Here is a 14,178-nt window from a genome sequence, read left to right on the forward strand (position 1 = left end):
GAGGCCTTGCATGGCGCGACCCTGACGGGCATGGAATCGACCGTGTTCAGCCTGCGCGTCGACGGAGAGCTGCTCGAACGGCTCCGCGGGCACGCCGCCAAACGCGGAATGAGCGTCCAGGACTATGTCGTCCGGACGCTCATTCGCGAGGATTTCGACGAGCGGTTCAAGACCGCCGTCGACGAGACGGAGAGGTTCTACGGGAAGGAGCCGGGGCCCCGGGAGCCGGCCGCGCCGGCCACCCCCCGCGCGGATCACATCAGGCCGAGTGCCGGCATCGCGTAGTAGAAGACGAAGACCGCCGACACGACGTACATGGCCACCGGGACCTCACGACCCCGGCCGGCCGCCAGTCGCAGCACGCTGAACGAGATGAAGCCGATGCCGATGCCGTTGGTGATCGAGTACGTGAACGGCATCATCACCATCGCCAGGAAGGCCGGCACGGCGATCGTGTAGTCGCTCCAGTCGATCTCCTTGATCGAACCGGCCAGGATCAGGAAGCCCACCGCCAGCAGGGCGGGGGTCGCCGCCTGCGAGGGGACCATCGTCGCCAGCGGCGTGAGGAACAGCGCGACCGAGAACAGCGCACCGGTCACCACCGAGGCCAGACCCGTGCGCGCGCCCTCGCCGACGCCCGCCGTGGACTCCACGAAGCAGGTGGTGGCGGAGGACGAGGTGGCACCGCCGGAGGCGACGGCGAGGCCGTCGACCAGCAGGACCTTGTTGATGCCGGGGAAGTTGCCGTCCTTGTCGACCAGCTTGGCCTCGTCGCCGACGCCGAGGATCGTGCCCATGGCGTCGAAGAAGCAGGACAGCAGCACGGTGAAGACGAAGAGGACACCGGTCAGGACGCCGACCTTGGAGAAGCCGCCGAACAGGCTGACCTGGCCGACCAGGCCGAAGTCGGGCGAGGCGACCGGGTTGCCCGGCCACTCCGGGGTCGTCAGACCCCAGGACGGGATGTCGGCGACGGCGTTGATCACCATGGCGACGATCGTCATCACGACGATCGAGATGAGGATCGCGCCCGGCACCTTGCGGATGATCAGGGCCAGGGTCAGCAGCGTGCCCAGGATGAAGACCAGCACCGGCCAGCCGGTGAGGTGCCCGTCGGCGCCGAGCTGGAGCGGCACGGTGGTGTGCGCGGCGTCGGGGATCCGGGAGACGAAGCCCGAGTCGACCAGGCCGATGAGCATGATGAACAGGCCGATGCCGATCGCGATGCCCTTGCGCAGGCCGACCGGTACGGCGTTCATGACGCGCTCGCGCAGGCCCGTGGCGACCAACAGCATCACGACCAGACCGGCGAGCACGACCATGCCCATCGCGTCGGGCCAGGACATCTTCGGCGCGAGCTGGAGCGCGACGACCGTGTTGACGCCGAGACCGGCGGCCAGGGCGATCGGCACGTTGCCGATGACACCCATCAGCAGGGTCGAGAAGGCCGCGGTCAGCACCGTCGCGGTGACCAGCTGGCCGCCGTCGAGCTGGTGCCCGTACATGTCCTTCGCGCTGCCGAGGATGATCGGGTTCAGCACGATGATGTACGCCATCGCGAAGAAGGTGGCGAGACCGCCACGGATCTCGCGGGCGACGGTGGAGCCGCGCTCGGAGATCTTGAAGTAGCGGTCGAGACCGGAGACGGGCCCTTCGGGGGTCTCCGGGGGCATGGCCTTGGCGGGGGCCGTGGTGCTCATGGGGGTTCCTCTTCGGAGGTTCAGAGAAGTCCTTTTTGGCGGTTCATACGAAGGGAACCCGCCAGAGGCAAACCGTTTCAGTATGAACACATGAACGAGCGGGCGTCTATCTCCGCGCGTAGATACGAATCCGGGCCGCCTACACTGACCCCCATGACTGGCTCTCCGACGGGATCACCCAAGCACGAGGCACCCGAGCCCCTTGAGGGGCCCGTCGTCGCCACCATCACCGGCGGCACGATCCTCTGGTTCGTCCTGTTCCTCGCCCAGGTCCCCTTCTACAGCTGGTTCGCCGACCGGGACCTCACCTGGTGGGTGTGGACCTGCCTGGCCGGAGCGGGCCTCGGCCTGATCGGCATCTGGTACGTACGGAAGCGGGACGCGGCGATCAAGCGGCACGCGGCCGAGCGCGAAGCCCAGACGCCCACCCCGTAGTCCCAGGGGACCATTCCCCTCCTCCCCCGGTCTGATCTTCGGACTTCTCGGCAGGTGTCCGCCCCTTTCGCCCCGTACCGTCGAAACCATGACTCAGCGGGCGAAGATCGACACCGACGGCGGGGGTACGGGACGGGCGGCGGGACCACCCGTCGTGCACCGCCCCGCGGGCCTGACCACCGTCGAGGTCGCCGAGCGCGTCGCCCGCGGCGAGGTCAACGACGTCCCCCTGCGCAGCTCCCGCTCCACCGCCGACATCGTCCGCGGCAACGTCTTCACCCGCTTCAACGCGATCATCGGCGTGCTGTGGGGGATCATGCTCTTCGTCGCGCCGATCCAGGACAGCCTCTTCGGCTTCGTGATCATCGCCAACACCGGCATCGGCATCGTCCAGGAACTGCGCGCCAAGAAGACCCTCGACGGGCTCGCCGTCATCGGCGAGGCCAAACCCACCGTCCGCCGCGACGGCGCCGCCACCGAGATCTCCACCTCCGAGATCGTCCTCGGCGACCTCATCGAGCTCGGCCCCGGCGACAAGGTGGTCGTCGACGGCGAGGTCGCCGAGGCCGACAGCCTGGAGGTCGACGAGTCGCTGCTCACCGGCGAGGCCGACCCCGTCGTGAAGAAGCCCGGCGACCGGATGATGTCCGGTTCCTTCGTCGTCGCCGGCGGCGGCGCGTTCACCGCCACCAAGGTCGGCCGCGAGGCCTACGCCGCCCAGCTCGCCGAGGAGGCCTCCCGCTTCACCCTGGTCCACTCCGAGCTGCGCACCGGCATCTCCACGATCCTCAAGTACGTGACGTGGATGATGATCCCCACCGCGCTCGGGCTGGTCATCAGCCAGCTCGTCGTCAAGGACAACGACGTCAAGGAGTCCATCGCCCGCACCGTCGGCGGCATCGTCCCGATGATCCCCGAGGGCCTGGTCCTGCTCACCTCCGTCGCCTTCGCGATCGGCGTGATCCGGCTCGGCCGCAAGCAGTGCCTCGTGCAGGAGCTCCCCGCCATCGAGGGCCTCGCCCGGGTCGACGTCGTCTGCCTCGACAAGACCGGCACCCTCACCGAGGGCGGCATGGACGTGACCGACCTGCGGCTCCTGGACGGCGCCGACGAGAGCTACGTCCGCACGGTGCTCGGCGCCCTCGGCGAGTCCGACCCGCGCCCCAACGCCTCCCTCCAGGCCATCATCGACGCCTACCCGGACTCCGTGGACTGGCGCTGCACCGAGTCGCTGCCCTTCTCCTCCGCCCGCAAGTACAGCGGCGCCGCCTTCAGCGAGGGCGACGGCGAGAACTCCACCTGGCTGCTCGGCGCCCCCGACGTGCTGCTCCCGCCCGGCGACCCGGCCCTCGGCGAGGTCGACCGGCTCAACGAACAGGGCCTGCGGGTCCTGCTGCTGGCCCGCGCCGCCGCCGAGCTCGACTCCCCGCAGGTCGCCGACGGCGCCCGCGCGACCGCGCTCGTCGTCCTCGAACAGCGGCTGCGGCCCGACGCCGCCGACACCCTCGCCTACTTCGCCGACCAGAACGTCTCCGCCAAGGTCATCTCCGGCGACAACGCCGTCTCCGTCGGCGCCGTCGCCGGCAAACTGGGCCTGCCCGGCGCCGCGAACACCGTCGACGCCCGCACCCTGCCCGCCGAGCAGGAGGCCATGGCGGAGGTCCTCGACGCCAACGCCGTCTTCGGCCGGGTCACCCCGCAGCAGAAGCGCGACATGGTCGCCGCGCTCCAGTCCCGCGGCCACACGGTCGCCATGACCGGCGACGGCGTCAACGACGTGCTCGCCCTCAAGGACGCCGACATCGGCGTCTCCATGGGCTCCGGCTCCGAGGCCACCCGGGCCGTCGCCCAGATCGTCCTCCTCAACAACTCCTTCTCGACGCTCCCGTCGGTGGTCGCCGAGGGCCGCCGGGTCATCGGCAACATCACCCGGGTCGCGACGCTCTTCCTCACGAAGACCGTCTACTCCGTGCTCCTCGCGATCCTGGTGGTCTGCTCCCAGGTCGAGTACCCGTTCCTGCCCCGGCACCTCACCCTGCTGTCCACGCTGACCATCGGCGTCCCCGCCTTCTTCCTGGCCCTCGCCCCGAACAAGGAGCGCGCCAGACCCCACTTCGTCCGCAGGGTGATGCGGTACGCGATCCCCGCCGGCGTCATCGCGGGCGCCGCCACCTTCGCCACCTACCTGCTGGCCCGCCACTACTACACGGGCCCCGACGCCCTCGACGCCGAGACCAGCGCGGCCACCCTCACGCTCTTCCTGGTCTCCATGTGGGTCCTGGCGATCATCGCCCGCCCCTACACGTGGTGGCGGATCGCCCTGGTGGCCACGATGGGCGGCGCGTTCCTCCTCGTACTCGTCGTCCCCTGGCTGCAGGACTTCTTCGCCCTGAAGCTGGTCGGCGTGACGATGCCGTGGACGGCGGTCGCCATCGCGGCGGCGGGCGCGGCGGTCCTGGAGTTCGTGTGGCGGTGGGTGGGGCGCAAGTTCCCCGCGTGAGGGGTCCCGGTCTGCGCACGACAGGGCGCGTACCCCGTGAAAGACTGGGAACACGCGGGGTCACCGGGGGTGGAGCCCTGGACAGGGCTTCGCCTGCGACCCTCGACCATCCCTCAGCACACTCGCCTCGGCAGGGGCGCGTCACCGGCGCGTTCCTCGTTCAGAGGGAGGACCCGAGATGACCACGACGAACATCAGGCGGGGGCTCCCCCCGCGCATCAGCACGACGATGGAGCTGGACCAGGACCACGCCCTGCAGATCCTCGAATTCCCCACCGGGATGCGAGCGATCGTGGAAGGCGGCCGGGCCATCGAGCAGACCCCCGCCACCCCCGGCAAGATCGACGCCCCGCCCGAGGTGGGCGTGCAGGCGAGCGGCGAACGGACCGGCTACGAAGAGGCGGCGCCGCGTGACGCGGGCGAACAGGCATGGTTCCGGGACACGTTCTGCACCGGCGCGCAGGCCTGCGTCCAGGGATGGGACTGGGCGACCTGCGGGACCGACCACGCCGTCGGCTTCGCGACCGGCATCGCGATGGTCGGCAGTGAAGGGACGCAGAACGCCACCATCTCCGTCGACGTCTGGGAGTGCATCTGCGTCGGCCCCTTCTGTATCGGCGGCCACGAGTGCTTCTGGGTCGGCAACTGGTCGGGCGTCGTCGTTCCGGGCCACTGGCTCTCGGTGAACACGAACGCGCCCGACCACAAGTACCTCCGCTGGCGGCTCGAAGGAGCCGGCGGAGGCACTCAGGTCAGCCTGGCCGCCAAGTACTGACGGCGTCAGTCGAACCAGCGGTCCCTCGCCAGCTCCCCCGTCCGTGACGGGTCCTCAAGGAGGGCCGCCACCTCGAAGCGGCGGGGCCACTGCCCCGCCGCCCAGGCGAGGCCCGCGGCGACACCCTCCAGGGTGGCGGCGTGCAGGACGCCGTCGGGGGTGCGGCGCCAGTCCAGTTCCGTGCCGGCGGCGCGGAGTTCCTCGTGCTCGACGTACGTGTCGGGGGTCGCCGGGCCGAGCAGCGCGTGCACCGCCGACGGGACCTCGTGCTCCTCGCCCACCGTCGTCACCTCGGCGTCGACCGTCTCGCTGAGCCGGCGCACCTGGAACAGCTCGGCCAGTTCCGCCGCCCGCGCCGGCGCGACCGGGAGCAGCGGCAGGCCCGCCGCCAGCGGCAGCAGGTCGGGGGCGTCGGCGACCAGCGCGTCGGCCGCGTCGACCACCACCAGCGCGCCGTCCACGACCGCGCGCAGCTCGTCGGGGAGGGTCACCTGGTCCGGGTCGAGGTCGGCCAGAGCCGTGTACAGGGCGTGGAGTTGAGCGCCCGACACCTCGCGCGACGGGTCGGCCAGGCGCGTCAGGAGCTCGGCGGCACCGCCGGGCTCGTCCAGGAGCACCGGGACGGACGTCCGTACGCCCAGGGCGCGCAGGACCTGCTCGTCCTCGAAACCGGTCGCGTCGACCGCGTCGTACAGGCCGGTCAGGAGCGGGTCCGAGCCCGCGGCGCGCAGTCCGGCGGGGCGCCGCCCGTCGAGGACGGGGTGGTCGCGCAGCCACCAGGCGGTGTACGAGCGGACGGTCTCCGTGGTGCCGTCCGGCAGCAGCACCCGCACCGGCTGGGTCAGCGCGTCCCGCAGCGGCGGCCGGGCGAGCATGGCCAGCGCCTGCGGCCAGGCGTCGTCGTCGACCAGGTCCAGGTCCCGCACCGCGACGATCTCCGTCGCGACCGGCGGCACCGGGGTCTCCGGAAGGCGGTCCAGGACGTCCTCGCACCACACGTCGACGGCGTCCAGGAGCCCCGCGTCGTCGGGCTCCGCGAAGTCGCCCTCACGCGGCTCCAGTTCGTCCGGGTCGAGCACCAGATCGGCGGCTCGTACGAGAGCGAAACCGGCGAGCACCCCGCAGGCGGCCAGCGGCTGTTCGCCCCAGCGGTCGGCCAGCTCCTGGTCGACCAGGGCCAGTTCGCCCTCCCGCATCACCGCGGCGAAAGCCGAACCGGGCATGACCAGCTCCCCGGCCGGAGCCGGCTCGCCGTCCTCGTCGGGCAGCGCGAGCGCCCCGAGCCACGGCTCGTCACCCGGGGCCAGGTCCGCGTCCCGGACGAGCGCGAGGACCGTCTCGGCCAGCTCCTCCGCGTCCAGCGTGTCGGCGTCCTCGTCCCAGATCTCCCCCGCGTCCAGGGAAGCCGCCACGGCCGCCCGGACCTGCGGGGTCGTCAGCACCGCCCGGGGCGTGGCCGGGAGCGCGCCCAGCTTCTCCAGGAGCGGATGAGCGGCCTCCGGATGTGCCACCTTCAGACCGAGCCGGGTCAGCTCGGCCGGGGTGCGCTCCTGCGGCAGGAGGACCTGCCGGGGGCCGATGGTCGTGCGGACCCGGGCGGGCTGCGGGGCGGCGTCGCCCAGCTCGTCCGCGTACGGGTCGGGCCGCTCCTCGGGCGCCTCCGACGCGGCCAGCGGCACCGGGAGGCCCGTCAGCCGGTCCGGGTCCACGCCCGCCAGCGAGTCGTACAGGCGCCACCACCAGGACGGCGCCCGGTCGACACCCGCCAGCCGGTCCACGGCCTCCGTCAGCGGCACCCGGCCGACGCCCAGCGTGCGCAGCTCCACGCGCCGCTCCAGGCCCGCCGGGAGCAGCGTCGGGAACACCTCGGCCAGCACCTCGACCGTCTCGGCGCCGGCGCCCTCCACGACCTCCGCCTCGATCGGGCGCAGCGCGGGCAGCTCCTCGGAGGCGGTCGCCGGGGCGAGGAACGCGACCCGGGGCAGCCGGTCCAGGACCGCCGCGCGCAAGGCGCCGTCGAGCGGGCCCTTGCCCAGCGGGCCCGGCACCAGGTCCAGGGTGGCGGAGGTCACCGGCTGCCACGCGGCGAGGAGTTCGGCGTACGCGTCGCCCGCCCGCTCCACCAGGAAATCGGTCAGCGGCCCCGGCGCCGGATGCCGGCGGGCGGTGTCCAGCGGGAACGAGGCGATGAGCAGGGCCGGGATGCCGAGGGGCTCGTCGGTGGGGGTCGGGGCGTGCACGACGCCCGCCGTACGGGGGTAGCGGGGGGCGCCCTCCCCGTCCACGGGCACCGCCCAGGTGACCGACCAGTGCGGGCGCAGCCGCTCCTCGACCGGCCGGTCCTTGAGCAGGGCCGGATCGAGGGGGCCGCCTTGGCTGACGGTCCGCCACCGGTGGGTGCCGGCCGCCCGGTCGGCGGAGTCGTCGATGTGGACGTACCCGTCGCCCTCACCCCGTACGAGGGACCGGACACCGGCCGCCGTCTCGACGACGACCTCGGCGAGGCCCGGGAGGGCGAGCAGCAGGGCGTCGTCGATCGAGTCGAGCAGACGTTCGGCTAGGTCGACGGCGGCGGAGTCCCGCAAGGGCAGCACGACGACCGTGTCGTAGCCGTCGGGCGCGGTGCCCTCCGCGGGCAACGGGAGCCGCAGCAGCGGTACGTGGCCGTCACGGCGGCGCAGTTCGTCACCCAGGCCCGGGCTGTGCCGGGCCGCGTCCGCCGCCAGCTCGCGGGCCTCCGCGAGCGACCAGCGGACACCGCCGTGGCGGCCGAGGACGGCGGGCTCGTCGGTGACGGCGAGCACTGCGGCGAAACCGACGCCGAACCGTCCCACGGACGTGGTGTCCTGCTCCGTCCGCTTCGCTGACGCGCGCAACGTGGAGAGGCTCTCCACACCCGTGGCGTCCAGCGGGGCGCCCGTGTTGGCGGCGGCGAGGACCGCGGGGCCCTCGCTGTCCGCCGGATGCAGGGTCAGCCGCAGACGGCCGGCGACACCCGCGCGGGCGGCGGCGTCGGCGGCGTTCTGGGCCAGCTCCACGACGAGCCGGTCCCGGTAGCCGCCGAGAACCAGGTCCTCCTCGGCGTTGGCGTCCTCCCGGAACCGGGCGGGCCCCGCGCCCCACGCGTCGAGCACGCCTCTGCGGAGCCGTGCGGTACCGAAGGGGTCGGTTCCGTCGGTCGACGTCCTGACGCTGACGCTCACGTCTGACTCCACTCTGCGGGACGGGGATGGCCGGTGCCCGAAGGTACCGCGCCCCACCGGGTCCGCTGCGCGGGGGCACGTCACGGAGCGGGGGCGCGCGGGGGCAATCCCTGACCCCCGCACCCCACCGCCGGGCCACAGGCCCTCAGCGGGGCGGGGTGGCCCGAAAGGCACCGCCCCGGGTGCCAGCCCTCGGCTGTTACGAGTGGCCCAGGTCGTCCGAGGTGGTGTCGGGTTCTGTCGTGGAGCCGGAGTCCTTGGCCGGGCGGAGGGGGAAGGCGTCCGTGGCCATCGAGTCCAGGACCGGGGGCGCCGGACGCGGGGGCTTCGGCATGACCGCCGCCTCCGAGTGCCCGCCGCACCCGTACGACAGGGAGACGACCCGCCCGTCCGCGGGCGAGAACTCGTTGGCGCACACACCGAACGCCTGCTTCAGCGACCCCGCCATCGGCACGAGGAAGGCGCAGGAGATGCAGGTGGCGGGCGCCGCCTGCGCCATCGGGGTCTTCGCTCCGAACGCCTCGTCCCAGCGGTCGGCCGCGACGTGCAGGCCGTACCGGGACAGGACGCGGGCGCGCCGCATCCCGAGTTCCTCGGCGACCGCCGAGATCGCGCCCCGGGACGGCGTACGGGACACGATCTCCGCGTCCTCGACGTCCAGGTGCTCGGCCAGTTCCTCGGAGACCGCCGAGTTCGGCGGCGGCACGTCCTCGCCGGAGTAGCCGGGCTCCAGGCGCGGGTCGTCCTGCTCGGTGGGGAGCAGGTCGCCGGGGCCCATGTCGCCGGGCCGCAGCCGCTCGCTCCAGGGCACCCACTCGGGCGCGAGGAGGGCGTCGGAGCCGGGCAGCAGGACGGTTTCGTCGAGGGTGACGTTCTTCGCGCGGGAGGCGCGGGTGACCGTCACGGCCCACCGCCAGCCGCGGTATCCGGGCTCCTTGCACTCGAAGAAGTGCGTGACGACCCGGTCACCTTCGGCGATGGCCTCGACGTGCTCCCCGACGATGCCGGGGGCGGCCGCCTCCTCGGCGGCCTCGCGGGCGAGGTCTACGGCCTCGGCACAGAGGCGGTCGGGGGTACGCGTGGCTCGCGGGGTACGCGGGGTACGGCTTCGCGTCGTCGCAGCACTCACAGGTCTCGCTTCTCTCCTACGCCGTCTCACGGGTGCGCCGGCCGAGGAGCGGGAGCGAAGTCCCGGGTCGTGGGCGGAGCGGACCAGAGGGCCGCATCGACGTCCACGCCCGACATGACTCGCGCGTCTCGGGCACACCTATCGCCATCCATTCTGCGGGATGCCGAAGAGGCGCGCGGCCGAGAACATCCGCCGGTGACGCGCTACGCACGCTACCCTCTCCGCCGCCCGCCGCCCACCTGCCCGTACCAAACGGCCCGCATCGCGGACGTCGTCCGGGCCGCGCCACGGTTCGCGGGAGGGGCGCGTGGGGCACTATGACGGAGTGGCAGCCGCACGGTCTTCCGCACGATCCCACGATCCTGCCGGGCCGCTCAGCCGAGCGGGCCGGAAGGTCGGGCGCGCCCTCCACCTGCCCTTCACCGGTACGGCGAGGGGCATCCGGCGGGCCACCCACGCCCACGGCGCGGGCGAGTCCGGCCTGGGCAAACTGATCGAGCTGCACGCCGTGAACGGCGCCGGCGACGTCATGATCACCGTCGCCCTCGCCACCACCGTCTTCTTCGCCGTGCCCACGGACGAGGCCCGCGGCCGTGTCGCGCTCTATCTGGGCATCACCATGCTGCCCTTCACTCTTCTCGCCCCCGTCATCGGCCCGCTCCTGGACCGCATCCCGCACGGCCGCCGCGCCGCCATGGCCGGGGCGATGCTGACCCGGGCGGTCCTCGCCATCGCCATGTCCGCGGCGGTCGCCACCGGCGGGCTCCAGCTCTATCCGGCGGCGCTGGGCGTGCTCGTGGCCTCGAAGGCGTACGGGGTGGTCCGCAGCGCCGTCGTGCCCCGGCTGCTCCCACCGGACTTCTCCCTGGTGAAGGCGAACTCGCGGGTGACGCTCGCCGGGCTGCTCGCCACCGGCATCGCCGCGCCCATCGGCGCCGGGCTCCAGATGATCGGCCCGGCCTGGCCGCTGTACGGGGCGTGCGCGCTGTTCCTGCTCGGTACGTTCTGGGCGCTGCGGATGCCGCCCAAGGTCGACTCCGCGAAGGGTGAACGGCGGGCCCACCTGCTGACGCACGGCGAGAAGAAGCCGAGCCTGCGGACGGTCGGCCCGTCCGTGCTGCACGGGCTCCAGGCGAACGCCTCGCAGCGGATGCTGTCGGGTTTCCTGATCTTCTTCCTGGCGTTCCTGCTGCGCGTGCATCCCCTGTCGGGGCAGAGCGCGGCGGTCTCCCTGGGCATCGTCGGCGTGGCGGCGGGCGTCGGCAACGCGTGCGGGACGGCGATGGGCTCCCTGCTGCGGGACCGGGGGCACGGGCCCGAGGTGATCATCGCCACCATGGTGTCGGTGGTCCTGGCCACCGCGATCTGCACGGCGATCTTCTTCGGCGGCCTGATGGTCGCGGTCCTCGGCGCGGTCGCGGGCCTGACCCAGGCCCTGTCGAAGCTGTCCCTGGACGCCCTGATCCAGCGCGACGTGCCGGAACTCGTCCGCACGTCGGCCTTCGCCCGTTCGGAGACGGCGCTCCAGATGGCGTGGGTGGTGGGCGGCGGGATCGGCATCGCGCTGCCGTTGAACGGGACGGTGGGGATGGCGGTGGCGGCGGGGATCCTGGCGGTGGGGGCGTCGCTGTCCGTACGGGGGCTGCTGACGGCGGCGCGGCGGCAGCGGGGGCGGGGCGGGGCCGCGAAGGCGCGGGCGGCCTGACGCCGCGTCGGGGTGGGCGGGGTGTGCGGACGGGTGTGTGGGCGGGTGTGCGGGGTGGTGTGCGGGGTGGGACGAATGCATACAACGGGTCGCTCCGGCGGCGGCACGCCGTACCCCCGCGTGGCGTGGGCGCGGCGGCCCGATAGCCTTCGGCCCATGACCGTTGCGTTCCTCACCCGCAAGCGCCGCCGGGCCGTCGTGGCCATCGGGGCCGTCTCCGCCGGGCTCCTCGTCCTCTCCGCCTGCGACAAGCCGACGCCGCTCGCGACCGTGACGGTCGGGACCGAGTCGGTGAACTCCGAGGCGGCCTGCTACAACGACGGCGACCCCCTCAAGGAGTCGCAGATCTCGGCCTGCCTCAACAAGAAGGCCGAGAAGTCCATCACCGTCGAGTCCGACGACAAGATCCGTTTCGGTGTCGACCCCGACGTCGCCGAGAACGGCTGGACGATCTTCCTGGGCGGCCAGCAGGCCGAGCCGGAGCCGTACAAGAAGACGTACCGGACCATTCCGGCCAGCGCCTTCTTCTCCAGCCAGTCCGGCGAGGCGACGAACAAGACCCAGGTCACGATCGTCGAGAACACCGGCAAGACGGTGACCGGCATCTGGCACTTCGAGCTGAAGAAGAAGTCCTGATCCTCCCGACCCACCGGGTCCTCATCGTGACCGCCGTGGCGGCGGAGGCCGACTCCGTCGCCGGCGGTCTCGCGTCCGCCGGGCCGGGCGAGGGCGAGTCCCCGCTGCCCGGCGGCTTCTCGCTGCGCCGCCACGCGCGGGCCGACGTGCTCGTCGCGGGTGTCGGTCCGGCCGCCGCGGCGGCCGCGACGGCGACGGCCCTGGCCTGTGCGCCCGCCCCGTACGCGCTCGTCGTGTCGGCCGGGATCGCCGGGGGTTTCGCCCCGCACGCCCCGCTCGGGGCGGTCGTGGTGGCGGACGTCGTCGTCGGGGCCGATCTGGGGGCGCAGACCCCCGAGGGGTACCTGCCCGTCGACGCGCTCGGCTTCGGCCGTTCGGCGCACCCGGTGGCCGGGGAGCTCGTCGCGCGGATCTCCGGCGCGCTCGCGGACGCCGGGCGCCCGTGCGCCGTCGGGCCCGTCCTGACCGTCTCCACGGTCACCGGCACCGCCGAGCGGGCCGCCGAGCTGGCGGCGCGTCATCCCGGGGCCGTCGCCGAGGCGATGGAGGGTTTCGGCGTGGCCGAGGCCGCCGCCGCGTACGGTCTGCCGGTCGTCGAGGTCCGGGCCGTGTCCAACGCCGTCGGCCCGCGCGACCGCGCCGCCTGGCGCATCGGGGAGGCGCTGGCCGCGCTGCGGGACACCTTCGGCGTGCTGGACCGGAGCGTCTTCCCCGACGCGGTCGACCCCGCGCCCGGGACCACCGCGCCCGGGACCGCCGCACCCGGGACGGCCTCCCCTCTCACCACCCCCGTTCCCGCCCCCGTGGAGTCGGAGTCCCCGTCGTGACCAAGCTGAAGATCGCCTACTCGCCCTGCCCGAACGACACCTTCGTCTTCGACGCGTGGGCGCACGGACGGGTCCCCGGTGCGCCGCGCCTGGACGTGACCTTCGCCGACATCGATCTCACCAACGGCTGGGCGGCGGACGCCGAGTCCCCGTACGACGTGCTGAAGGTGTCGTACGCGGTGCTGCCGTGGGTGCTCGACGAGTACGCCCTGCTGCCCTGCGGCGGGGCCCTGGGGCGCGGCTGCGGGCCGCTGGTGCTGACCCGGGAGCCGGGGGCGGACCTGACGGGCAAGACGGTCGCGGTGCCGAGCGAGCGTTCGACGGCCTATCTGCTGTTCCGGCTGTGGGCGGCGGACGTCGTCCCGGGCGGGGTCGGCGAGGTCGTGGTGCTGCCGTTCCACGAGATCATGCCGGCCGTGCGGGACGGCAAGGTCGACGCGGGGCTCGTCATCCACGAGGCCCGCTTCACGTACAAGAACTACGGCCTGCACGCGCTCGCCGACATGGGCGAGCACTGGGAGCACACCACCGGGCTGCCCATCCCGCTGGGCGCGATCATCGCCAAGCGGTCGCTGGGCGAGGAGACCCTGCGGCTGCTCGCCGAGTCGGCGCGGGCCTCGGTCCGGATGGCCTGGGACGACCCGTCCGTCTCCCGCCCGTACGTACTGGAGCACGCGCAGGAGATGGACCCGAAGGTGGCCGATCAGCACATCGGTCTCTACGTCAACGAGTTCACCTCGGACCTCGGCGAGACCGGCTACGCGGCGGTGCGCGGGCTGCTCACGCGCGCCGCGGCCGAGGGGCTCGTGCCTCCCCTCGGCCCGGACGCGCTGCGGTTCCCCTGACGGGGCGGGACTACACGTCGAGCTGGTCGGCGACCGCCCGCAGCAGGCCGGCGATCTTCGCGCCGTGCACCTTCTCGGGGTAGCGGCCGCGCTCCAGCATCGGCGTGATGTTCTCCAGGAGCGTGGTGAGGTCCTGAACGATGGACGCCAGTTCGTCGGGCTTACGGCGCTGCGCCGCGGCGACGGACGGGGTCGGGTCGAGCACCGTCACCGAGAGTGCCTGGTCACCGCGCTGCCCGGCGACCACACCGAACTCGACGCGCTGGCCCGGCTTCAGGGCGTCGACGCCGTCCGGGAGCACCGACGAGTGCACGAAGACGTCGCCGCCGTCGTCGCGGGAGAGAAAGCCGAAGCCCTTCTCGCTGTTGAACCATTTGACCTTGCCGGTAGGCACGTCCGTCCTCGTCCTCGTACTTGATGGGG

12 protein-coding genes are annotated in these 14,178 nt (G+C 72.9%); 8 read left to right on the top strand and 4 right to left on the bottom strand.

Translation table 11 applies throughout. The features are described 5' to 3' along the window. The first annotated feature begins 30 nt into the window (after nucleotides 1-30). Nucleotides 31-285 carry a hypothetical protein gene (locus ACZ3ZE_RS17895; protein WP_361165446.1) on the top strand — a complete coding sequence of 85 codons (255 nt, stop codon included), beginning with the start codon at nucleotides 31-33 and terminating at the stop codon, nucleotides 283-285. Here the strand turns inward: ACZ3ZE_RS17895 and ACZ3ZE_RS17900 are convergent. Next, the gene (locus ACZ3ZE_RS17900; protein WP_467259672.1) at nucleotides 255-1,700 is read right to left on the bottom strand and encodes an NCS2 family permease; all 1,446 of its coding nucleotides are present in this window, start codon (nucleotides 1,698-1,700) and stop codon (nucleotides 255-257) included. The genes ACZ3ZE_RS17895 and ACZ3ZE_RS17900 overlap by 31 nt on opposite strands. 153 nt (nucleotides 1,701-1,853) lie before the next feature. On the opposite strand from ACZ3ZE_RS17900, the gene ACZ3ZE_RS17905 reads away from it, so the two are divergent. The 3 genes from ACZ3ZE_RS17905 (at nucleotide 1,854) to ACZ3ZE_RS17915 (ending at nucleotide 5,410) form a co-directional block, all read left to right on the top strand. Beyond that, nucleotides 1,854-2,135 (top strand): DUF2530 domain-containing protein, encoded by a 282-nt coding sequence (locus ACZ3ZE_RS17905; protein ID WP_361165443.1) that lies wholly within the window; start codon nucleotides 1,854-1,856, stop codon nucleotides 2,133-2,135. An 88-nt stretch (nucleotides 2,136-2,223) separates the two neighbouring features. Beyond that, nucleotides 2,224-4,635 (top strand): HAD-IC family P-type ATPase, encoded by a 2,412-nt coding sequence (locus ACZ3ZE_RS17910; RefSeq protein WP_361165440.1) that lies wholly within the window; start codon nucleotides 2,224-2,226, stop codon nucleotides 4,633-4,635. Between the two features lie 178 nt (nucleotides 4,636-4,813). Beyond that, entirely contained in the window at nucleotides 4,814-5,410 is a 597-nt protein-coding gene (locus ACZ3ZE_RS17915; protein ID WP_361165437.1) for a hypothetical protein, read from the top strand. 5 nt (nucleotides 5,411-5,415) lie between these two features. On the opposite strand, the gene ACZ3ZE_RS17920 is transcribed toward ACZ3ZE_RS17915, so the two are convergent. Both ACZ3ZE_RS17920 and ACZ3ZE_RS17925 read right to left on the bottom strand, forming a co-directional pair. Continuing rightward, nucleotides 5,416-8,625: a sacsin N-terminal ATP-binding-like domain-containing protein gene (locus tag ACZ3ZE_RS17920; protein ID WP_467259675.1), complete on the bottom strand. Its 3,210-nt coding sequence runs from the start codon at nucleotides 8,623-8,625 to the stop codon at nucleotides 5,416-5,418. Between the two features lie 187 nt (nucleotides 8,626-8,812). Further along, the gene (locus ACZ3ZE_RS17925; protein WP_361165431.1) at nucleotides 8,813-9,742 is read right to left on the bottom strand and encodes a DUF3027 domain-containing protein; all 930 of its coding nucleotides are present in this window, start codon (nucleotides 9,740-9,742) and stop codon (nucleotides 8,813-8,815) included. Nucleotides 9,743-10,067: 325 nt separating this feature from the next. Here ACZ3ZE_RS17925 and ACZ3ZE_RS17930 point away from each other — a divergent pair, with 325 nt between their 5' ends. The 4 genes from ACZ3ZE_RS17930 to ACZ3ZE_RS17945 all read left to right on the top strand — a co-directional run bounded on the left by ACZ3ZE_RS17930 (nucleotide 10,068) and on the right by ACZ3ZE_RS17945 (nucleotide 13,755). Next, nucleotides 10,068-11,447 (top strand): MFS transporter, encoded by a 1,380-nt coding sequence (locus tag ACZ3ZE_RS17930; RefSeq protein ID WP_361165428.1) that lies wholly within the window; start codon nucleotides 10,068-10,070, stop codon nucleotides 11,445-11,447. A gap of 156 nt (nucleotides 11,448-11,603) precedes the next feature. Beyond that, nucleotides 11,604-12,083: a DUF2771 domain-containing protein gene (locus tag ACZ3ZE_RS17935; RefSeq protein ID WP_361165425.1), complete on the top strand. Its 480-nt coding sequence runs from the start codon at nucleotides 11,604-11,606 to the stop codon at nucleotides 12,081-12,083. After that, entirely contained in the window at nucleotides 12,083-12,910 is an 828-nt protein-coding gene (locus ACZ3ZE_RS17940) for a futalosine hydrolase (protein ID WP_467259818.1), read from the top strand. Before ACZ3ZE_RS17935 ends, ACZ3ZE_RS17940 begins: the two co-directional genes overlap by 1 nt. Further along, entirely contained in the window at nucleotides 12,907-13,755 is an 849-nt protein-coding gene (locus ACZ3ZE_RS17945) for a 1,4-dihydroxy-6-naphthoate synthase (protein WP_363292376.1), read from the top strand. Before ACZ3ZE_RS17940 ends, ACZ3ZE_RS17945 begins: the two co-directional genes overlap by 4 nt. A gap of 10 nt (nucleotides 13,756-13,765) precedes the next feature. On the opposite strand, the gene ACZ3ZE_RS17950 is transcribed toward ACZ3ZE_RS17945, so the two are convergent. After that, a complete protein-coding gene (locus ACZ3ZE_RS17950; RefSeq protein WP_132912020.1) occupies nucleotides 13,766-14,149 on the bottom strand; it encodes a cold-shock protein in 384 nt (127 codons plus the stop codon). Between the last annotated feature and the right edge of the window lie 29 nt (nucleotides 14,150-14,178).

Source organism: Streptomyces sp. NPDC023157 (genome assembly GCF_055560575.1).